This window comes from Flavobacterium gillisiae (genome assembly GCF_900107635.1).
Taxonomy (GTDB): domain Bacteria; phylum Bacteroidota; class Bacteroidia; order Flavobacteriales; family Flavobacteriaceae; genus Flavobacterium; species Flavobacterium gillisiae.
The window spans coordinates 236,380-259,380 of record NZ_FNRD01000003.1 but is presented as its reverse complement, the minus strand read 5'-3'; the positions used below and the strand labels follow the sequence as shown (position 1 = coordinate 259,380).

Sequence of the window (23,001 nt, the reverse complement as noted above, 5' to 3'; positions counted from 1 at the left end):
TTATTGTATTTTGTTGCAAATTAAGACAATTTTATTGTTATTCTCGTCAGTAGTAAAAAAACAGTACGAGTTTCCTCCGTCTTTTATTTTCCATTTTTTACGAATGTATTCAACGGTTTCCGGGAAATTTCTAGTGGTGATATTTGCTTTTTTATCCTGTAGAAAAGTTTTCATTTCTAGCTTGTTGTAGGGAATACAGTTTTTAATTTCAAAAATTCTTCCGGGGAATGAAATTAAATTTGCAGAAGTATATAAATGAGAATGTTTTTGAAGCTTGTTTAAGGCATAATAATGACTTACTTCATCAAACCCACCTGATTTCATTATAGCGCTATTCGGTTCGTATAGGTAGTTGAGAGGTACACTGTAGTTTGATGCCTGAGATTGATCATTCCAAATAAAATCAAATGTTTCTGTTTTGTCTTTTTGTATGTTGACTGTTTTAATCATTATTTTTCCCAGGTAGTCTTTATGCAATTCCCACAGTAGTTCTTTTACATCATTTTCTAAAGCCACAATATGAATGGTTTTTACATTTTCTAGCTCTAATACGCCTGCTGAAATATCAAGTAAAGGGGCTGTTTTTATTAAAATAGCTTCCGAGTTTTTAAAATAATTATTGAGATTATCAGGAACATTTGGCAAACAGTCTTTTAGCATAAAAACTTTTCCTTTGGCATCATTACGTCTAGAAGGATCAATATAGATCCAATCCCATTTTTGGTTTAATGACTCTAAAGTATTTAAGCTGTCTCCGGCATGGCAAGTGATATTCTCAATGCTTAGCTGTATATAATTATGTGCTACAATTTCAGATAGTTCTGGATTAATTTCGCAATGGTTAACAGTAGTAACACTTTTCGAAAAATAATAATCATCTACACCAAAACCTCCTGTTAAATCTATTAGCGAACTACCAGAAACAACAGTAGATTTATATAGCGCTGTTTTCTCTGAGGAAGTTTGTTCTATAGAAACTTTACTGGGGTATATAATATTCTTGGTGTTGAACCAATTAGGTAGTTTATCTTTTGCTTTTGTTTTTGCTTCAATTTGATTCAAAATAGAAATCCATTGTACTTCTGGAAATGGGTTTTTTAACAATGCCAATTTTGAAATGCTGACGCCAATATTACGATCTATAAATTCTTGAATTTCAGAATTTAGTATGTTTAAATCCAAAATTAAATGTTTTTAGTTAAAAGGTGGATTATTTTATTCTCCGGAAAAAATTCTTTGCCTATCACTTTTAGTATGGTATAAAGAGGAACCGCGGCAATCATTCCTAAAATGCCGAAAAGGAAACCTGCAATGAGTATCACAAGAAATATTTCTAATGGATGAGAACTAACACTTTTTGAAAAAATAATAGGTTGGGATAAATTATTATCAATAACTTGAACAATCCAAAAACCAAGTAAAACATATATTGTCGTAGGTAAAATTTCCGATTGAAAATCACTTCCTAGGTTGCTAAGCATCGTTAAAATTGCTGCTAAAACCGAGGCAATTAATGGTCCTATGTAAGGGATAATATTTAAAACAGCACATAAGAAACCAATGATAAAGGCATTGGGAACACCAAAGATTAGTAAGACGGTAAGATATAAAACAAAAACAATAAATAATTGCAGTAACAAACCAATGAAATAACGGGACAACAAGGAGTTTATTTTTTCTAAGGAATTCAGAACTTGTTCTTCATGGTTGTCTGGAATTAGTTTTTTTACTCCTGTAAAAAATGATTTCCTTTCTTTAAGGAAGAAAAATGTTATAAACAAAACAGATGCTAATCCCATTCCGAAACTACTGATAGTTGCCAGAATTGCATTTAAAAAATTGGGGATAATGTTGAAATTTATTTTAGAGCTGATTTCTGATGCGCTTAACGCTTTTGATGAATCAATATGATGGTTCTCTAAAAATACACTTATTTGGCTTACTAATTGAATTGTTTGTTGCTCAATGGCGCTAGTATTTAGTAGTGACAAATTTTGACCTTGCGATAAAATTAAAGGAATAAACATCATTATAAAGCCAGCGATAATGATCATAAAAATAAATAAGGTACCAATGGTTGCAAAAACGTGATTAAATTTTAATCTTTTTCTAAAGAAATCTAAAACTGGATTCCCAATTAGAGTAAGTATTAACGCCACTATTAGGTATATTAATACGGATTGGATTTGGTATAGAAAATAAAGAAGAAGTGCACTCAATACAATAACGGTAATTGCTCTTAAAATTCCGTTTGCTATAGTTTTTGACGTAACCATTTAATTTTTTTAGGATATAAAGATAAAAAAAACTCGCTAACAAGTAGCGAGTTTTAGTATTGATATTTTAATAAAATTTAGATTCCAAAACCGGCTCTATATCCGCCAGAAACAAATAAAGCAGCCATTCTTGATTTTTGTCCGTTTGTAAACATATACATACCTGGATCATCAGTATAGTCCATGTAGTTCATTGTCATTTCTACCGGAGTCCCAGTACAAGTACTGTAATGAGGATAAGCAGGAACACCGTAGTTTGCTGTGTTGTGTGTAGGTGTATCAGAAACTAAATCATCACCACAAGTTGTATCACCCCAAATATGACGTAAATTCATCCAGTGTCCAACTTCATGAGTAGCTGTTCTACCTAAGTTATAAGGTGCATTTGCAGAACCAGATAAACCAAAGTATTTAGAATCAATCGCAACACCATCTGTTGAATCATTTCCACCAGGAAATTGTGCGTATCCTAGGATTCCTCCTCCAATTGTACAAACCCACATGTTTAATTTAGTATCTGGAGAAGTTGCGTCAATACCACCTCTTTTTCCATTTTTCATTGTGTCTCTGGTTCCCCATGACTTCTTTTTAGTAGATTTTCTGTTGATAGTTTCTAAAACGAAGGTGATTCCAACATTTGCTTTATCTCCAGAAAATATGGTAGGTACTGAATTGTAATCAGAATTTCCAGCATTGAAATCTTCGTTTAAAACATCGATTTGAGACTGTATCTGTGCATCGGAAATGTTTTCGGCAGCAGTATTGTATAATACGTTCACTACTACAGGAATTTCAACTTTGCCGTTTACTAAACGACTTGTTAACTTTGCATTTTGTGTGAAAGCTTCGATTTTATTCATTCGAATTGCCAATGTAGGGTCAGCGGCTAGTTGGGCAGCTAGTACTTCGTGAGATGCACAACCACGCTGGGTAATAGCATTTGCTGTTGTAGTTGCTGATTCTGTTTGGTCATTTTGACACGAGAAAAGCATCATGAATGCGGCGGCGGATAAAATAATTTTCTTCATAATAAAGTTGTTATAAAAAATTGGTTTCGGTTAATAATATCACAATTTTATAACAATTTATTTAAAAATAAAAATTATTGACAAGAAAATAATAATTTTTTGTTAAAAATAATGGTTTTAACAAATAGTTTTTTGATGGAATGTTTGCAATATATATTTGTGTTTCTGTAAGGTAAATTTGTGTTTAATTTCGACAATTCCATCCTGTTTTTAAGCCTTTAAATTGGTTTATTTTGTTATTTAATATATTGCTGTTAAGTTTTTTATGTTTTTCTTATTTAAGAAATCGAGCTTCTTAGTAGCTGCCTTTTTTGTGATGTCTTTTAGATTTAAAGTTCCATTTTTTTATGGTAAGCTAAATTGACTTTATATTAGTTGAATATTTTTTCTAAAAAATTTATTGATTTTACCAAAGTGTTCTCGATTTGTTCTGATGTTTCAGGTAATTTAAAATTTATTGGCTTTTTTTAGTATTCGTGGATATTTAAAATAATGTTGGCAAAAGTTGTTTTTGGACAGTAATCGAACAACTGTAAAATTATTGTAGAGCCTTTCTTTTCGCAAGGAAGGAATCAGTATTAGTATATTATACAATAAGAGTAAGTAAAAAAACAGAACGTGATTCTAAACTCAATCGGTTTAGTCGATTTTATAATTAAGGGGTAGTAAACAAAAAAACTCGCTAACAAGTAGCGAGTTTTAGTGTTTTTATATTTGGTTGTAATTAGATTCCGAAACCAGCTCTTGCTCCACCAGAGACAAATATTGCAGCCATTCTACTTTTTTGTCCGCTAGAAAACATGTACATACCTTTGTCATCTGTATAATCCATATAGTTCATTGTCATTTCTACTGGAGTACCAGTACATGTGCTATAATGTGGGTAAGCTGGAACACCATAGTTCGCAGTATTGTGTGAAGGAGTGTCATCAACTAAATCGCTTCCGCAAGTAGCGTCACCCCATATGTGACGTAAATTCATCCAGTGTCCTACTTCGTGTGTAGCTGTTCTTCCTAAGTTGTAAACTCCAGAAACGGTACCAATTCGCCCAAATGCATTATTATCAATTACAACACCGTCAGTTGAAGATGATCCTCCAGGGAATTGTGCATAACCAAGAATACCACCGCCTAAATTACATGACCACATGTTTAGTACCGTTGTAGGTGATGTAGGTGCGATTCCTTTATTTGAAGTTTTCATAGCATCATTAGTAGAAAAGGAAGTTGTTCTTGTAGATTTTCTTACTATGTTTTGTAGTACAAATGTTATTCCCACATTTGCTTTTACTCCAGAGAATAAAGCTGGGACATCATTATAGTCAGCGTTAGCTCCATTAAAATCTTCGTTTAAAACGTCAATTTGAGATTGAATTTGTTCGTCAGAAATGTTTTCAGCTGCAGTTCTGTATAGCACGTTTACTACGACAGGAATTTCAACTTTTCCGTTTACTAAACGACCAGTTAATTTAGCGTTTTGCGTAAAGGCTTCAATTTGATTCATTCGGATTGCTAAAGTGGGGTCAGCGGCCAATTGGGCAGCAAGCACTTCTTGTGATGCACAACCGCGTTGGGCAATCGCGTTTGTTGTTGTAGTTGATTCTGTCTGGTCATTTTGACAAGAGAATAGCATTAAAAATGCTGCTGCAGATAAAATAATCTTTTTCATAAAAACTGTAGGTTATGTTAATTAAATATGATTTTTGGAAACCATTCCGCAATTTTATAACAAAAACACAAATAAAAAAAATAAATTTAAAAAATAAATTAACAAAAATTTAAGATTGCTTATTTGGCGGGCTTTTTTAAAATTCAGCTATAAAAAATTATGCTAAAAAGAACGATATATCTTACTTTTTATTAATTGTCGTTTGATGAAAATACAGCTGCTAATTTTAATAAATGGGTTAATCGAAGTGTTTTTAGCCATGAGGAATGACAAAAGATCCATCTTAGTTTATCACTAAATGGATCAAGCGAGATGCTTTTTTAATTTTGCAAAAAGAAAAAGTTGTCTTTTGGCTAAAAAAAATAAAATTATGAGAAGAAGCGGTTTCTTTTAAAATTGAATTATGGATTCTTTACGGTAGAATTTAACAAAAATATTAATTGTTAAAAATGTAACTTATTATGTTTGCTCCCATTTTTAATGCTTTTTCACGGACCGCTACCGGGTCATTGTGCACTTCTGCATCTTCCCAACCATCGCCTAAATCACATTCGAAAGTATAAAGCAATACAAGTCTGTTTTCTATGAAAATACCGTAAGCTTGGGGACGTTTTCCTTCGTGTTCATGGATTTTGGGTAATCCACTGGAAAAGAGATAGGGTTTCTGGAATATAAGGTGGTTGGCAGGTATTTCAATAAGTGGATTATTTGGAAATATTTTTTTTATTTCTTTTCTAATATATTGATCCATTCCATAATTATCGTCAATATGAAGAAAGCCTCCTGCTGCCATATATTTGTTTAGATTACTGATTTCAGCATCACTAAAAGCAACATTTCCATGTCCCGTCATATGAATAAAAGGGTAAGAAAATAAATCAGGGCTCCCCGGTTCTACTGTTGCGGGTTTTATATTTATGGTAGTATTTATATTTGAATTACAGTATTTAATTAGATTGGGTAATGAAGTGGGATTAGCGTACCAATCACCACCACCACTATATTTTACTAAAGCAATTTCTTGAGAAAAGGACGAGATGGAGAGTAGTAGTAAAACAAAATATATCTTTTTCATATGGTAATACGTATTATTCTTATAGGTGATATGTAATTTTCAGTTCGCATTGCCCCATACTATTCAAACAAGTCCTTCCTCTTTTTACAAGTATAATTTTTTTAAAATGCTATTCTTCATTGAAAAAAGCAACACTATGACAGGCAACAATTGCTGCAGTCTCCGTTCTTAATCGGGTGTTTCCTAAAGACACAGGAATATAATGATTGTCAATTGCCATCGCTATTTCTTTTTCGGAGAAGTCACCTTCAGGACCTATAAGTAAAGTGATGTTTTCATTTGGTTGCAAAACGGATTTCAACGTTTTTTTATCTGTTTCTTCACAATGTGCTATTAATTGCAGACCTTCATTTTTTTGCTTTAAAAAATCTTTCAAAGAAACAGCCTCATTTAATTTAGGAAGATACAATTCATTAGACTGTTTCATGGCAGTCAAAATGATTTTGTCAAATCTCTCTTTATTAATCACTTTTCTTTCAGAGCGGTCACATATAATGGGTGTGATTTCATGAATTCCTATTTCAGTTGCTTTCTCAAGAAACCATTCGTAGCGGTCGTTCATTTTTGTTGGAGCAACGGCTAGGTGCAATTGGTATTTTGATTTTGGCTTTTTTTCGAAAGAAATAATTTTTACGGTACACTTACTGTCAGAAGCTAGGGTAATTTCAGTTTCGAATAAATCTCCTTCGCCATTAGTTACAAACAATATATCGGTATCTTTTTTACGCAATACCTTTATAATGTGTTTGCTTTCTTCTTTGTCAAAAGAAAAGGTTTCGGTCGTTGCGTCTATATTGGGGTTATAAAATAATTGCATAATTTAGAATTGTATTCGTGCTTTAGAAACTACAGCAGCAGTTTCGAATTGTTTTGATAAAAATTTTTGATAACCCACAATTCCAATCATTGCGGCATTATCGGTAGTATATTCAAATTTTGGAACAAATGTTTTCCAACCGTATTTTTGTTCTGCGTCTTTTATGGCTTTTCTGATTCCAGAATTAGCAGATACGCCACCACCGATGGCAATTTGATTAATTCCGGTTTCTTTTACAGCTAATTTTAATTTATCCATTAAGATCTCGACAATTGTATATTGAATAGAAGCACAAATGTCATTTATGTTTTCAGCGATAAAATCGGGATTATCTAATTTTTTCTTTTGTACAAAATATAATATAGCCGTTTTCAAACCTGAAAAACTAAAGTTCAATCCAGGAACTTTGGGTTTGGTAAATGCAAATGTCTTTGGGTTTCCTAGTTGAGCATGCTTGTCAACTAAAGGACCACCAGGATAAGGAAGACCCAATATTTTTGCACTTTTATCGAATGCTTCGCCTACAGCATCGTCCGTTGTTTCTCCGATGATAGTCATGTCAAAAAAGTCATTGACTTGCACAATCTGAGTATGTCCGCCACTAATCGTTAAAGCCAGAAATGGAAAACTAGGTTTTTCAAATCCTTCTTCATCTATGAAATGAGCTAATATATGAGCATGCATATGATTGACTGAAACAAGAGGAATTTCTAGGGCTAAAGCCATTGATTTAGCAAAAGAACTCCCCACAAGAAGCGAACCCATTAATCCAGGACCTTGGGTAAAAGCAATTGCTGACAATTGTTCCTTGCTGATGTTTGCTTTGCGAAGTGCCGCATCTATAACTGGAACAATATTTTGCTGATGCGCGCGTGACGCTAATTCGGGTACAACGCCACCATATTGGGCATGAATGAGCTGATTTGCCACAACATTAGACAGTACTTTGTCGTTATGTAAAACGGCAGCTGCCGTGTCATCACAGGAACTTTCGATAGCAAGAATAAAAACCTCGGAATTTTGCATAAAAAGGCACAAATTTTGAATTATATTTACAAACCGATTTTATTTTTTATAATTTTACGGCGCAGCCAAAATTAAAGAATTTTTATTAAAGGTGCCGCTCTTTCCTTGGGCAAAATAATATTTTAAGATAAAAATAAAACAACAATAGGTATCAAAAAATTCATTAAAATATTTTTCCGTTTCATTTTGGGGCTAATTGTGCTCATACTATTACTCGGTATTGCACTTTCGATACCTTTTGTTCAGACAAAAATAGCACAGCATTTTACAAATAGTATTAATAAAGACTTTGGAACAAATATTTCCATTGAAGCAGTTCGTGTGTCTGCCTTTGGAGGCGTGAAGTTTAAAAATGTTTTAATATTAGATCATCATAAAGATACTTTGATTTTTTCTAAAATTGTAAATACTAACATACTAGAAGGGAAAAAAATTCTAGATGGGGATTTGATTTTTGGAGATGTCAGACTTGATGGCTTGTTGTTTAAAATTAATTTATATAAGAATGAAAAACAAACTAATTTAGATCAGTTTATAAATGCCTTCGATAGTGACACACCCTCCACAAGGAAATTTTTATTAAAAGTTGATAATGCCTACGTTACTGATGCTCATTTTACTGTCACAGATGAAAATAAAACAAATCCAGTTGACATTAATTTCACAAATTTAAATACTACTCTTAGTAATTTTTTACTCTATGGTCCAGATTTAAAGACAAACATAGTTAAAATGTCTTTTCTTGATCATCGTGGTTTGTATGTTGTAAATATGAGTTCTAACTTTACTTATACTAAAAAGAAAATTCAATTTGGCAATCTTGATTTGACTACTAAAGAATCAAAATTCAAGGCTAATGTAATTCTAAATTATAAAGCAGGTGATTTTTCAAATTTCACGGACAAGGTGAATTTTGACGTTAAAATCAAACCCTCGCAAATTGCTACCAATGACATTAGACATTTTTATAATGAATTAGGTAAAAACCTATTTTTCAAAATAAATGCTGATATTAAAGGGCCATTAAATAAGTTGAACATCAAAAATCTAAATCTAGCTGATTCAAACAATACTCGTATTGATGGTTCAATAGTTTTCAAAAACTTATTTGGTGACGCTAATCAGAAGTTTTATATGGATGGCGAGTTTGGCAGAATTTCAAGTAGTTATGATAATTTGGTAACCATACTTCCTAATATTTTAGGAAAGAAATTACCGGTGGAACTAAAAAAATTGGGCAGATTTACTTTAGTAGGTAATTCTCAGTTAAGTGTTACTGCCATTGATGCTGATTTTACATTGGTCTCCGATTTAGGGAGCGTAAAATCGTTTTTCAGTATGAAAAGTATTGATTTTATCGACAAAGCTTCTTATATGGGTAATGTTGTTTTGGAAGATTTTGATTTGGGAACTTTGTTAGACCGCAAAGATCTGGGGAAAATTACCATGAACATTGATGTAGACGGTAAAGGATTTACAGAGAAATATCTTAATACAGCGCTTAAAGGGGATGTTTCTAAAATTGATTTTAATGATTATACCTATACTAATGTAGTAGTGAACGGTAATTTTAAAGCTCCTAATTACAAGGGGCAGATTTCGATAAACGACCCTAATCTTATTATGAACTTTGACGGTTTATTGGATTTAAGTAATAAAGAAAACAAATATGATTTTCATATCAATGTAGAAAATGCCGACTTAAACAAGTTGAAGTTTGTTAACGATTCTACTTCTATATTTAAAGGAGATGTAGTTGTTCAGGTTACTGGGAATTCAATTGAAAATTTACAAGGAAACGTCTATATAAAAGAGACTTCTTATCAAAATGGAAAAGACACTTATAATTTTGATGATTTTAATGTCAACTCCAGTTTTGATGCGGACAGAGTTCGAACAATTACCGTAAACTCTCCTGATATTATTGAAGGTGAAATTGTGGGGAAATTTCAATTTAGCGAACTCGGGAATTTAGTTAAGAATTCTTTGGGGAGTTTATATACTAATTTCAAGCCCAACAAAGTTAGTAAAGGACAGTTTTTAAAGTTTGATTTTACGATTTATAGTAAAATTATCGAATTGTTGTATCCTGAAATTGCTATTGGTTCTAACACCGTTGTAAAAGGGAACATTAAATCAGATACTCAAGAATTTAAACTAAAATTTAATTCACCGCAAATTGTAGCAGCAAAAAATACATTCGATAATATCAGAGTGTCGATTGATAATAAAAACCCACTTTACAATGCTTATGTTGAACTAGATAGTATTAAAACTAAATATTACAAAATCCGTGATTTTAGTCTTATTAATATAACGATGAAGGATACTTTATTCTTTAGGTCAGAATTTAAAGGTGGACCAAAAGGAGAAGATTATTTTAATCTGAATTTATACCATACTATTAATAAGGACAACGATAATGTTGTAGGATTAAGTAAGTCCGAGATGAAATTTAAGGATTATTTGTGGTTTTTAAATGAAGAGGAAACGCCAAATAATCAAATTGTTTTTGACAAGTCTTTTAAAAACTTCAAGATAGATGATATCATTTTATCTCATGAAGATCAAGCTATATCGTTAAAAGGAACTATAAAAGACAATACAAACAAGGATTTAAAACTAAGTTTTAAAGATGTTGATCTCTATAAGATAACACCGGAAGACGATAAATTTGTTTTTCAAGGAAATATAAACGGAGATATTAGTTTTAAACAGAATAAAGCAATTTACAAACCTACAGCTTCACTGGTTATAGATCATTTGAATATAAATAAAACGGATCTTGGGGATTTAAAATTTGATATTGAAGGAGACCAGAATTTAGAGAAATTTACAATAAATTCCTTTTTAGAAAATGAAAATTTTGAATTGTTTAATGCTTTTGGGAATTTCCAAATTATCGATAAAGAAACAGTTCTTGATATGAAATTGAAATTTGCTAAATTTGATTTAGGAGTTTTAAGTTCATTAGGAGGAGATGTAATTTCAAATATAAGAGGACTAGTTAGTGGAAACGCTACGATTCAGGGTAATTTAAAAAAGCCCGCAATTAATGGACGTTTATATGTTGAAAAGACGGGTCTGACAATTCCTTATTTGAATGTAGATTATGAATTAAATGACAGATCGGTAATCGATCTTGTTGGTCAGAAGTTTTTGTTTAGAAACAATACCTTGACTGATTCAAAATTTGGAACAAAGGGAATTTTAAATGGGAGTATCGAGCATAATAATTTTGGAGATTGGAAACTGGATTTGGCGGTAAGTACTAAAAGATTACTAGTGTTAAATACTGTGGATAAAGAAGATGCAGCATATTATGGGACAGCATTTATAGATGGTAATGCTACCATAAAAGGGCCAACGAATGGTTTATTTATTAAAGTAGAGGCAAAATCAGAGAAGGGTACTGAAGTCAAAATCCCGATAAATTATGCCGAAAGTGTTAGTGATAATTCTTTTGTTCATTTTTTGACCGCCAAGGAGAAGTATAATATCCAGATGGGAATCGTTGAAGATAGTAGGAAGTATAAAGGATTAGAATTAGAGTTTGATCTTGATATCACAGATGATGCTGAAGTGGAAGTGATTTTAGATCGTAATTCAGGACATGGAATCAAAGGGAGAGGTTTTGGATCCTTATTGTTTAAGATTAACACTTTAGGAAAATTTAATATGTGGGGTGATTTCCAGGCATATGAAGGATCCTATAATTTTAAATATGGTGGACTAATTGATAAGAAATTTGATGTTAAGAAAGGAGGTTCAATTTCTTGGGAAGGAAACCCAATGAAAGCACAACTGAATCTGGAAGCTGTGTATAAAACGATTGCCAACCCAGCAGTATTATTAGAAAATTCATCATTTAATAGAAAAGTACCGGTAGAGGTAGTTATTGGAATTCGTGGGGATTTAGCTAGTCCTGAACCTGATTTTAATATTGAGTTCCCAACAGTGAGCAGTGTCTTAAAATCAGAGATTCAATACAAGTTGAATGACAAAGACATCAGACAAACGCAAGCACTTTATTTATTATCAACAGGTGGGTTTTTAAGTCCTGAAGGAGTAAGTCAGTCTGATTTTTCAGGAAGTTTGTTTGAAACCGCCTCCAGTTTATTGGGTGGTATTATAAAATCAGATAATGAAAAATTCAAAGTTGGTCTTAATTATATTTCAGCAGATCGAAGAATAGGAAAAGAAACTGACGGAAGATTTGTCGCGACGATTTCATCAAAAGTGAATGAGAGAATCACGATTAACGGAAAAGTAGGTGTGCCTTTCGGTGGGATTAATGAGTCGGCAATTGTTGGGGATTTAGAAATTCAATACAGAGTAAATGAAGATGGAACTCTTAATTTACGTTTGTTTAACCGTGAAAATGACATCAATTACATTGGACAAGGAATTGGATATACGCAAGGAGTAGGGGTGACTTACGAAGTAGATTTTGATACCTTTAAAGAATTGGTTAATAAGATATTTAAAAATCAAAAATTAGGAGTAGAAAGTACTTTTACTCAGCAATATCAGGATTCGAACTTAGCGCCAGAATATATTAATTTCTCTAAGCCTAAGAGTCCTAAAACTGAAACTCCCAAGAAAAGTAATGAAGCAATAATCCCAGAGGAGGATTAAGCTTGTTCTATTCTGCGTAGATCTTTAAACAACATTTTTTTTAGTTTGTCGTGTGTTTAATTAAGGACTGTCCCTGATAATTATTATGGAAATATATTGGCACTGGATAGATAGCAGCTGGCTTGACGCAAGTATGCTTGGTTATATCACATTCCTGTTTTTTTGGAAATAGATACTATTGTATTACTTCATTTCCGATAAGTACTTTTATTAAGAAAAAGAATGGTTTAGGATTGTATTAGAGTTCTTTTGCTTTATGCTCCTTTAGCTTCTGTTTTTGCTAAATAGTAGTTAATTAGCAAATAATATTTAAATAAATTAACTTTTATTAAAAAAAACAGTGTTTTTTATGATTTTTCGAAAACTTATTAACGAAAACGTTTGAATTTACTGTAGTTGATTAATTTAATAAAAACATAACGTAAAAAGTGCATTATGTTTTCTAAATTTACGCTTTAATACTTAAATAATGCCAAAAACAATAAAAAAAGTAGGTGTTCTTACTTCGGGTGGAGATTCGCCTGGAATGAATGCTGCTATTAGATCAGTTGTTCGAACTTGTGCTTACCATAATATAGAATGTATAGGGATTTACAGAGGATATCAGGGAATGATTGAAGGAGACTTCAAAGAAATGGGACCTCGAAGTGTAAATAACATTGTAAATAAAGGAGGGACAGTTTTAAAATCTGCTCGTTCTCTTGAATTTAGAACTCCAGAAGGAAGAAAAAAAGCACATGACCATCTTGTAAAAGCTGGAATAGATGCTTTAGTAGTAATTGGAGGAGACGGAACCTTTACAGGAGGTATGATATTTAATGCCGAGTTTGACTTTCCAGTGATGGGTATTCCAGGAACTATCGATAACGACATATTTGGGACTAGTCATACATTAGGATATGATACAGCTTTAAATACTGTGGTTGAAGTAATTGATAAAATTAGAGATACTGCAAGTTCACATAATAGACTGTTTTTTGTCGAAGTTATGGGAAGAGATGCAGGACATATCGCTTTGAATGCGGGTATCGGAGCTGGAGCAGAAGAAATACTTATTCCAGAAGAAAATTTAGGATTGGATAGATTATTAGAATCTTTACAAAAAAGTAAAGCTTCAGGAAAATCATCAAGTATCGTTGTAATTGCAGAAGGAGATAAAATTGGTAAAAATGTATTCGAATTAAAAGATTACGTTGAAGCAAATTTACCTGAATATGATGTGAGAGTTTCTGTTTTAGGTCATATGCAACGTGGTGGTTCACCATCTTGTTTTGACCGAGTTCTAGCAAGTAGATTAGGTGTGAAAGCAGTTGAGTCATTATTAGAAGGAAAATCAAATTATATGGTTGGATTACAAAATGATACTGTTGTACTAACACCATTGGAGCAAGCCATAAAAGGAAAGACAGAAATAGACAGAGAGTTACTTAGAGTCTCTGATATTATGTCAACATAAATAAAAAAATGAAGTTTATTGTGAGGAAATTAGACTTTAAATGAAAGTTACAGTAAAATAAACAAAAAATTAATTAAGATGTCAAAAGTAAAATTAGGAATAAACGGGTTTGGAAGAATTGGAAGAATTGTATTTAGAGAGTCTTTTAACAGAGACAATGTAGAGGTAGTAGCAATCAACGATTTATTAGATGTTGATCATTTAGCTTACTTGTTAAAATATGATTCAGTTCACGGTCGTTTTAATGGAACTGTTGAAGTTAAAGAAGGACAACTTTTCGTAAACGGAAAAAACATCCGTATTACTGCAGAAAGAAATCCTGCTGACTTAAAATGGAATGAAGTTGATGTTGATGTAGTTGCTGAGTGTACAGGTTTCTTCACAACTGTTGAAACTGCAAATGAGCACATCAAAGGTGGTGCTAAAAAAGTAATCATTTCTGCACCTTCTGCAGATGCTCCAATGTTTGTAATGGGAGTAAACCATACGGAAGCTAAAGCGTCTGACTTGATCGTTTCTAATGCTTCATGTACTACAAACTGTTTAGCTCCATTGGCTAAAGTTATCAATGATAATTTTGGAATCGTTGAGGCGTTAATGACAACTGTTCACGCTACAACTTCTACTCAAATGACTACTGATGGTCCTTCTAGAAAAGACTGGAGAGGTGGACGTGCTGCATCTTGTAACATTATCCCATCTTCTACAGGTGCTGCAAAAGCAGTTGGAAAAGTAATTCCTGAATTAAATGGAAAATTGACTGGTATGGCTTTCCGTGTTCCTACAACAGATGTTTCTGCAGTAGATTTAACGGTAAAAGTTGCAAAAGAAACGTCTTACGAAGAAATCATGGCAGTATTGAAAAAAGCTTCTGAAACTACAATGAAAGGTGTTTTAGGATTTACTGAAGATTTAGTTGTTTCTCAAGATTTTGTTGGTGATTCTAGAACTTCAATCGTTGATGCTAACGCAGGAATTGGATTGAACTCTACTTTCTTCAAAATCATCTCTTGGTATGATAATGAATATGGCTACTCTAGTAAACTAATTGATTTATCTGTACATATTACAGGATTAAAATAATCTTTACTATAATAAAATCCCGTTTTTAATTTTTAAACGGGATTTTTTTTTATTTTTAAAGATAAATTGGACTAAACCAAATCTTTATTACATTTAGAAGAAAGAGAAGATAACCAAAAACCAAAAGAAATGAGATTATTAGTTGATAGTGGTTCTACAAAAGCAGATTGGATTGCAATAGACGATGATGGAAAAGTGTTGTTTACCACACAAACATTGGGATTAAACCCTGAGATTCTTGAAAACGAACAAATTATTGAACGTTTAAATGACCGTTTTGATATTGTTCAAAGTAAAAAATCAGCTACACATTTGTTCTTTTATGGGGCAGGTTGCGGTACAGATAGAATGAAATTAAATCTATCACAAGCTTTTCAAAGCTATTTTACTAACGCAATTGTATCGGTTGAAGAAGATACTTACGCTGCAGTTTATGCGACTACACCTAGAGGTGAAAAAGCAATTGTTTCTATTTTAGGAACAGGTTCTAACTGTAGTTATTTTGACGGAAAAGAATTGCATCAAAAAGTACAATCATTAGGTTATATTGTAATGGATGATTGTAGCGGTAATGTTTTTGGGAAAGAGTTGTTACGTAAGTATTATTTCAATAAAATGCCAAAAGAATTGGCTACTGTATTTGAAAAAGAATACAATGTAGATCCTGATTTTATTAAAAGTAAATTGTATAAAGAAGACAATCCGAATGCTTATTTAGCGACTTTCGCAAAGTTTTTAATTCAACATAAAGACACAGAGTTTTGCAGGAAGATTATCTTTAAAGGGATGAAGTCTTTCGTGAAAAACTATATAAAACAATATGATAACTGCAAAGAGGTGCCCGTACATTTTGTGGGGTCTATTGCATTCTATTTGAAAGAGGAATTACAAGAAACCTTTGATAAATATGAATTGCAATTAGGAAATGTTCTTAGAAGACCTATAGATGGTTTAATTGCTTATCATATTGCGAACAAATAATTATATGGAAATTGCTATTATTGCCCACGATGGAAAAAAAGCGGATATGGTTCAGTTTTTAAATAAAAACACAGCTATATTACAACATATTAAAATAAAACTTATTGCGACTGGAACTACCGGAGGTAAGGCTGAAAAAGCTGGATTTAAAGTAAAAAAGATGCTTTCGGGTCCTATGGGAGGTGACGCGCAAATTGCAGCTAGAGTGGCAGAGGGTAAAACTAAAATGGTTTTGTTTTTCAAAGATCCATTGGCCAGTCATGCTCATGAAGTAGACATAAACATGTTGCTTCGTGTGTGCGATGTACACAATGTGCCAATAGCTACAAACGAAGCAACCGCTCAATTATTATTGAAAGCTATAGAATTGCAATCATAGAAATCTCAACATTTACATTTTTTGGCAAACAAGCCACTTGAACCGTTTCACGAGCTGGAGCGGTTTTTTCATTGAAATAAGTAGCGTAAACGCTGTTTATTTTTGCGAAATCGTTCATGTCCATTATGAATATAGTCGTTTTAACGATGTTTTCAAATGTCATTCCAGCTTCATCTAGTACTGCTTTCATATTTTGCATTACTTGCTTAGTTTCTGCTTCGATCGTATCTAATACTAACTCTCCTGTTGCGGGGTTGATAGCAATTTGACCAGAAGCATAAAGTGTGTCTCCTTTAAGAACTGCTTGATTATAAGGTCCTATAGGTGCTGGAGCTTTATCAGTAAAAATTATCTTTTTCATATAAATGTTTTTTAGTTTTTTAATGGGTTAATGCGGCTGAAATCAATAGATAAGACTTAACGTATTAACGCGATGTATTTGTACTTCGTTTGTCCCACTTGATGTCACTCAGTACCCCTGATTTTATTCCAATAAAGAATCCCCAGTTGGCATTTGTTCCAAAAGGTGTCCAGTTGAAGTCCATTCTCCAGCTAAGTAAATCTCTTTCAAATCTAAGTTGAGTATAAGTAACTCCATTTTGTACAAAATCATAACCAGTTGAAACTCCTAATTTCCATTTAGGTGTCAAATCAGCATTGGCTGAAATCATAATTGAGTTGCCAATGATTTCATTTTCTCGATTAGTATTGCCATACGTCAATGAATAAGCAAAGGTCATGTCCCAAGGTAATTTTGACTTGAAGAATTCTGAAATTTTATCTGTCCCTTGTTCTTCGCTACCGTCAAATTGACTTTTAGAACCGTTATTTACGATAGTGTTTTTTCCAAAAAGGTCATCTTCCCGACCACCGTTTCTTTCGCTTTGAGAATTTTTATCTTTTTTATCATTTTTACCACTGGAGATAGAATAATTTAAAGTCATATTAGCGCTTGTCATTCTAAATAAACTTCCTCCGTTATTAATATTAAAGGTAGCGATTCTGGTCCCTGAATTATCAATGGCATAAGGATCTAAGGTAGCGCCAAAGTTGACGTTCATTTTATTAGCAAATAATTGTGTTCCACCACTAACCCTAACCGGCGACCAAGCAAGTGTAGTTACTCCGTCTGCATCAAGATTGTAACTTGTCGAGAGATTTAAGTTGTTTAGCAACATTACTTTTTTCGCTTCTACTTTAGTACTGTCTTTATCAGTCATTTTTGCTTCAAATGTATTGCTTAAATCAAACCCAAGAGTATTAGAATTGGTTAGTCCCGGAGCACCGAAGATTCCGCCCTCAAATCGTGAATATTGTTTTGTGATTGTCCCAGTAGCGTCAGAAGCATATGTGTCATAGTATTTTTCAAAACTGGGTGTATAACCATAAGAAACAGAAGGTCTCATGACATGTCGGATTGATTTTATTTTTTTGTCTTCACCAAAATTAAAAGTACCATAAATAGTGGTACCAACGCTTGATGAAAAGGAATACGTTCTAAATGCGTCAAAACCGCTTACAGTTTTATCGATAACTGCACTTTGGTCGGCATCGTAGCTTCTTTCAATTGTTTTTGCATACCAAACTTCTTCATAATTTAGAGAGGTCGAAGCACTAAAATATTTAAACAGTTTGAAATTTGTACTTAGAGGAATGCTGTGTTGCACTCCTAACTGCGCATCTTTAAACATTTGTGGTTTAAAAAAAAGTGAATCGGTAGTTGTAATGGTATTTCGACCATTTAAATTATATTGTAGATTGATGTTTTTGAAAAAACCTTTTTTAAGACCGTCTTTTCCAACGAAAGGATAGATTCGATCGACACTAAGTTGAAGTGTAGGCAAGGTCATGTTAATTACTTCAGTTTGCGTATTTTGTGAATGGGTCGCAGATAAAGACATTCTTACCTGTGGTACTGTTTCGAATGTTTTCGAATAGGAAATCGAGGAGCTTAAGGTGTTGTTAAGATTAGATCCAATATTAGCTTGATTTATCGATTGCTGGAAATACTTACTGCTTCCAAGATTTACCGATGCCGAAAAACTGGAATTTGGGTTCGCTTTTGAATCTCTAGCATGCGACCATTGAATATTATAAATTTTTTGTTTGGCATAATCAGGATAGCCTCGTTCGCTTGTGATTAAGTTCTCATATCTAAAATTCAGATTACCTCTAAAAGCATATCGCTTTGCATAAGAGGATTCAAAACGCATTCCATAACTACCGTTAGTATAATAGTCTCCTAATATAGTTAAGTCGTAATTATCGCTTAAAGCAAAATAGTACCCTCCATTTTGCAATGAAAAACCTCTAGTATTTGAGTCGTTGTAACTAGGTAATATGATACCGGATATATTAGTCTCTTTACTAAGCGGGAAATAAGCAAAGGGTAGTGCTATCGGTGTGGGAACATCGGCAATAACTAAATTTGTTAAACCTGTAATTACCTTTTTTCCAGGGATAAATTTTACTTTGTTAGTTTGGAAATAATATTCAGGATTATCAACGTTGGTTGATGTTGTGAAACGTGCACCTTTTAAAAAGTAAACAGAATCGTTTTCTTTTTTAGTTATAGCAGCTTTGATTCTAAATTCTCCCTGTTCCGACCTTGAATTCCAGATTAATGCTTTTTTTGTTTTAAAATTAAAGCGAATAGAGTCCGGTTGTACTTCATTTGTTCCTTGCTTAAAATTGGGGTATTGCGTATATTTTCCTGTAGAGTCTTTTATCCTTCCGGCATAAACTTCATTTTTTTCGTAATCCATAACGATTATTCCGGCCTTTAATTCAACATCTTGATAATAAAGTTCCGCTTTGTCGTATAAAGTGATTAGTTTTTTCTTTTGATCTATCTTCGCATATTGGTCAGCCTTATATTTTACCTTACCATCAAGAAAGGCTTTTTTAGGTTTAATAGTATCTTTTTTAGGAAGAGTATCCGTTTCTTTTTTTAGGGCTGAAATAGATGATTTGTCCTTATTAATGGCTAACGAAGAAGTGTCTACCTGCTTTTTAGGCGTTATAGCGGTCGTTTTTTTTGATATATCCTGAGAATATAAATTGGCACATCCCATTGTTAGGAAAAATGATACTAAAACGATATTAAATAAGTTTGTCTGCAAAGGTTTAAATGCTAATTTTGTAAAATTATGGCCTGTTTTTTGAAGTGTCAAACTTACAGATTATTATTTGGCAAAAATAATCAAATAAAAAAATTAAGTACTAGAGTTCTAATAAAATTAACTTTAACATATGAAATTCAATTATTATAGTTTGTTGATAGCTATTTTTATAATGTGTAACAATACGGATGTATTTTCTCAGAATGATCAAAATTTCACAATAATACTTGATGCGGGTCATGGTGGTAAAGATCCAGGAAATTCGTATCATGGGTTTACTGAAAAAGACATTGCACTTAAAACGACTCTTAAAGTGGGACGTTTTTTGGAAAGAATAGCCGATTTTAAAGTTATTTATACTAGAACTACGGATGTTTTTATCGAATTAGCTAATAGGCCTAAAATTGCGAATAAAGCGAATGCTAATTTGTTTATTTCTATTCATTGTAATTCAGTAAAAAGTTTTCAGCCCTACGGGACAGAAACTTTTGTAATGGGTTTGTCTCGAAGTGATTTAAATCTAGAGGTGGCCAAAAAAGAAAATTCTGTAATTTTATTAGAGGATAATTTTAAAGACACGTATCAGGGATTTGATCCCAATAAGCCAGAATCCTTGATTGGGTTGACTATGCTACAAGAAGAAAATTTAAACAACAGTATCATATTAGCTACAGAGATTCAGGATAATTTCACAAATAATTTAAAAAGAAACTCTAGAGGGATTAAGCAACAGCCGCTGTGGGTTTTAGATGCTGTTTATATGCCTAGTGTATTAATTGAACTCGGTTTTCTATCAAATATAGAGGAGGGTGAGTATTTAAATTCAGATGATGGACAAGACCAAATGGCGTTTCAAATAGCAAATGCAATAGTAGAATATAAAAAGAAATATTTTGGAACAGGATCTATTGTAGATAGAGCAGTTCAAAATCGAGATAATATTCCTTTAAGTACTAACAGTTCTTCAAGTAATACTATTACTTATAAAGTTCAACTTTTGGCGAGCTCTAAAAACATACCTTTAATATCCAGTAATTTCAATGGATTAAGTAATATATCAAGTACATTTGAAAATGATTTATATAGATACATGTATGGGGAGACATCTAGTCTAGAACAGGCCAATAAAATGCAAGTTGAAGCTCAGATGGTTGGATATCCAGATGCATTCGTGGTTAGCAGTAATTAAGATTAAAGTCTTGTCATAATAGTTTTGATGTTGTTGAGAAGAATAATTAAATTTGTAAAAAATAAATAAATTTTGAAATTGATAAATAGTAATAATGGTAGTGCTTTAAAAGTGTTATTATTTCTTTCCTTTTTGATTAGTAATATTTCCTTAGGTCAAAATACTAACTTTAAAGTTACGCTCGATGCAGGTCACGGCGGACATGATTTTGGCGCTGTATACAATGGACATGTCGAAAAAAATATTGCTTTGGCAGTTGTTCTCAAAGTTGGTAAGTTGCTTGAAGCTAATTCTAAAGTCGATGTAATTTATACAAAAAAGACGGATATTTTTGTAGACTTAGTCGAAAGAGCCAATATTGCAAATAGAGCAAACGCTCATGTTTTTGTTTCCATTCACTGTAATGCCAATAGAAATACTGCTGCCGATGGTACAGAAACCTATGTTATGGGTATGAATAAAATTGCTTCAAATCTTGAGGCGGCTAAGAAAGAGAACTCTGTAATTACATTAGAGAAGGATTATAAAAGAAAATACGAAGGTTTTGATCCTAATTCTCCAGAAACAATGATCGGAATGACTTTGATGCAGGAAGAATATTTGGATAATAGTATTTCGCTGGCCAGTAAAATCGAAAATGAATTTGAACGTTTAGGAAAGAGAATCCGTGGTGGAGGTGTTAAACAAGCCCCTTTTATGGTGCTGCATAAGGCATACATGCCAAGAGTTTTAGTTGAGATGGGTTTTATATCTAACTATGCTGAAGGAAATAGATTAGACTCAGAGGACGGTCAAAATGAAATTGCCGGCGCTATTGCGAATGCAATAATTAGTTATAAAAACGAATATTACGGAACTGGTGGTGCAGAAAATTCTGAAGCTAGACCTTCACAAAGGAATACTGACAGTGCTGCGACTGTAACTCCAGTTAGAACAAAAACGATTACAGAATCAGTAGACAATCGCAAAGTAGCTGGTAAACAAGATAGTTCTCAAGTACTCTTCAAAGTTCAAATTTCTGCAAGTGGAAGAAAGATGGATTTACAACCCAGAAATTTTAAAGGTTTAAAAAATATATCGATGGACTATGAAAACAATGTCTATAAATATATGTACGGTGAAACTGCTGATTATGATGAGTCTAAGAATCTTTTAGAGGAAGCTAAGGCAAGAGGATATAACTCTGCCTTTCTGATTGCTTTTAAAAACGGAAAGAAGATAAGCATCCAAGAAGCGATTAAATAATAAGAAGTTCAGTTATTTTATATTAAATTTGTACAAAATACTTACATTTTGAAATTAACAAGAGAAATTAAAACTGCAGTTTTAGTAATTGCATCGATATTATTATTTATTTGGGGGTACAGCTTCTTAAAAGGGAGAGACCTATTAAATAGTTACAAAATATTATATGTCGAATACGAAACAGTAGAGGGATTGACTTCCTCGGCACCCGTTACGCTAAATGGATTAGAAATAGGTAGAGTAGCTAAAATTACGATCAATGAAAACACGGGTCATTTGTTAGTAGAACTGCAAATTAAATCTGATTTTCCTATTTCAAGGTCAAGTATCGCTACAATTTATGAGCCTGGTTTTATTGGCGGAAAGCAAATTGCTATAGAGCCTAACTTCAAAGACAAGTCGGTGGCATTAAGTGGCGAAAACCTAAAAGGGGAAATTAGATTGGGTCTTACTGATAAAGTAGGGGAGAAACTAGTTCCACTTCAAGAAAAACTAGATAAGATTATGGCTAATGCCGATGTTCTTATCACAGGTGTTAATAACGTTTTAGATAAGAAAGCACAAGAAGACTTGAGAAAGAGTTTAGCTGAATTAAGTAAGACAATGGAGCAGTTTCATAAGGCTTCCTTGAGTATGAATACTATACTTGATGAAAACAAAACCCAGATTAAAGGAGTTGTAACTAATTTCAATAAGATATCAGGTGACTTTTCTAAAATTTCAGACTCTTTAAATAAAGCTGATTTAGGAAAAACAGTGAGAAATCTAAATAAGACATTGGCGAAAGTAGATGGTATTATGAAAGGATTAGAATCTGGAAACGGGACAATGGGTAAATTATTGAATGATGATGCATTGTATAACAACTTATCTAAAACTTCAAAAGAATTAGAGCTCTTGCTGCAAGATGTGAGACTTTATCCAACACGATATGTAAATGTTTCTCTTTTTGGTAAGAAAAACAAACCGTATAAAGCACCTGAAACCGATACTATTTCAAAAGAAAAAAACTAGCAA

The 23,001-nt window shown here is 32.7% G+C and carries 17 protein-coding genes; 8 read left to right on the top strand and 9 right to left on the bottom strand.

The genetic code is table 11. The annotated features are described in order from the left end of the window. The 7 genes from BLV35_RS06320 to tsaD form a co-directional block, all read right to left on the bottom strand. Positions 1-1,182: a THUMP-like domain-containing protein gene (locus BLV35_RS06320; protein WP_091086492.1), complete on the bottom strand. Its 1,182-nt coding sequence runs from the start codon at positions 1,180-1,182 to the stop codon at positions 1-3. A gap of 2 nt (positions 1,183-1,184) precedes the next feature. After that, positions 1,185-2,276, bottom strand: coding sequence for an AI-2E family transporter (locus BLV35_RS06315; protein ID WP_091086489.1), 1,092 nt, complete (start codon positions 2,274-2,276; stop codon positions 1,185-1,187). Positions 2,277-2,353: 77 nt separating this feature from the next. After that, a complete protein-coding gene (locus tag BLV35_RS06310) occupies positions 2,354-3,304 on the bottom strand; it encodes a zinc metalloprotease (protein ID WP_091086486.1) in 951 nt (316 codons plus the stop codon). Positions 3,305-4,028: 724 nt separating this feature from the next. Continuing rightward, the gene (locus BLV35_RS06305; protein WP_091086482.1) at positions 4,029-4,973 is read right to left on the bottom strand and encodes a zinc metalloprotease; all 945 of its coding nucleotides are present in this window, start codon (positions 4,971-4,973) and stop codon (positions 4,029-4,031) included. 436 nt (positions 4,974-5,409) lie between these two features. Continuing rightward, positions 5,410-6,048: a DUF4159 domain-containing protein gene (locus BLV35_RS06300; protein ID WP_091086479.1), complete on the bottom strand. Its 639-nt coding sequence runs from the start codon at positions 6,046-6,048 to the stop codon at positions 5,410-5,412. 109 nt (positions 6,049-6,157) lie between these two features. Beyond that, on the bottom strand, positions 6,158-6,865 hold the full coding sequence (locus tag BLV35_RS06295) for a 16S rRNA (uracil(1498)-N(3))-methyltransferase (RefSeq protein ID WP_091086474.1): 708 nt from the start codon (positions 6,863-6,865) through the stop codon (positions 6,158-6,160). Between the two features lie 3 nt (positions 6,866-6,868). After that, a complete protein-coding gene (gene tsaD, locus BLV35_RS06290) occupies positions 6,869-7,891 on the bottom strand; it encodes a tRNA (adenosine(37)-N6)-threonylcarbamoyltransferase complex transferase subunit TsaD (protein ID WP_091086470.1) in 1,023 nt (340 codons plus the stop codon). Between the two features lie 204 nt (positions 7,892-8,095). Here tsaD and BLV35_RS06285 point away from each other — a divergent pair, with 204 nt between their 5' ends. The 5 genes from BLV35_RS06285 (at position 8,096) to BLV35_RS06265 (ending at position 16,428) form a co-directional block, all read left to right on the top strand. Continuing rightward, positions 8,096-12,529, top strand: coding sequence for a translocation/assembly module TamB domain-containing protein (locus BLV35_RS06285; protein WP_091086740.1), 4,434 nt, complete (start codon positions 8,096-8,098; stop codon positions 12,527-12,529). A 469-nt stretch (positions 12,530-12,998) separates the two neighbouring features. Beyond that, positions 12,999-13,985, top strand: coding sequence for a 6-phosphofructokinase (gene pfkA / locus BLV35_RS06280; protein ID WP_091086467.1), 987 nt, complete (start codon positions 12,999-13,001; stop codon positions 13,983-13,985). Between the two features lie 78 nt (positions 13,986-14,063). Then, entirely contained in the window at positions 14,064-15,068 is a 1,005-nt protein-coding gene (gap, locus tag BLV35_RS06275; protein ID WP_091086465.1) for a type I glyceraldehyde-3-phosphate dehydrogenase, read from the top strand. A gap of 129 nt (positions 15,069-15,197) precedes the next feature. Continuing rightward, complete coding sequence (locus BLV35_RS06270; protein WP_091086461.1) at positions 15,198-16,049, top strand: N-acetylglucosamine kinase; 852 nt, start codon at positions 15,198-15,200, stop codon at positions 16,047-16,049. 4 nt (positions 16,050-16,053) lie between these two features. Continuing rightward, entirely contained in the window at positions 16,054-16,428 is a 375-nt protein-coding gene (locus tag BLV35_RS06265; RefSeq protein WP_091086457.1) for a methylglyoxal synthase, read from the top strand. Here the strand turns inward: BLV35_RS06265 and BLV35_RS06260 are convergent. Together BLV35_RS06260 and BLV35_RS06255 are read right to left on the bottom strand one after the other, a co-directional pair. Further along, the gene (locus BLV35_RS06260) at positions 16,409-16,789 is read right to left on the bottom strand and encodes a RidA family protein (protein WP_091086453.1); all 381 of its coding nucleotides are present in this window, start codon (positions 16,787-16,789) and stop codon (positions 16,409-16,411) included. The genes BLV35_RS06265 and BLV35_RS06260 overlap by 20 nt on opposite strands. 64 nt (positions 16,790-16,853) lie before the next feature. Continuing rightward, the gene (locus tag BLV35_RS06255; protein ID WP_091086450.1) at positions 16,854-19,601 is read right to left on the bottom strand and encodes a putative LPS assembly protein LptD; all 2,748 of its coding nucleotides are present in this window, start codon (positions 19,599-19,601) and stop codon (positions 16,854-16,856) included. Positions 19,602-19,680: 79 nt separating this feature from the next. Between BLV35_RS06255 and BLV35_RS06250 the strand changes: the two genes are divergently transcribed. The 3 genes from BLV35_RS06250 (at position 19,681) to BLV35_RS06240 (ending at position 22,998) form a co-directional block, all read left to right on the top strand. After that, entirely contained in the window at positions 19,681-20,739 is a 1,059-nt protein-coding gene (locus tag BLV35_RS06250) for an N-acetylmuramoyl-L-alanine amidase family protein (protein WP_091086447.1), read from the top strand. A gap of 111 nt (positions 20,740-20,850) precedes the next feature. Beyond that, positions 20,851-21,984: an N-acetylmuramoyl-L-alanine amidase family protein gene (locus BLV35_RS06245; RefSeq protein ID WP_091086736.1), complete on the top strand. Its 1,134-nt coding sequence runs from the start codon at positions 20,851-20,853 to the stop codon at positions 21,982-21,984. A 48-nt stretch (positions 21,985-22,032) separates the two neighbouring features. Then, positions 22,033-22,998, top strand: a complete 966-nt coding sequence (locus BLV35_RS06240) for an MlaD family protein (RefSeq protein WP_091086444.1) — start codon at positions 22,033-22,035, stop codon at positions 22,996-22,998. The last annotated feature ends 3 nt before the right edge of the window (positions 22,999-23,001 follow it).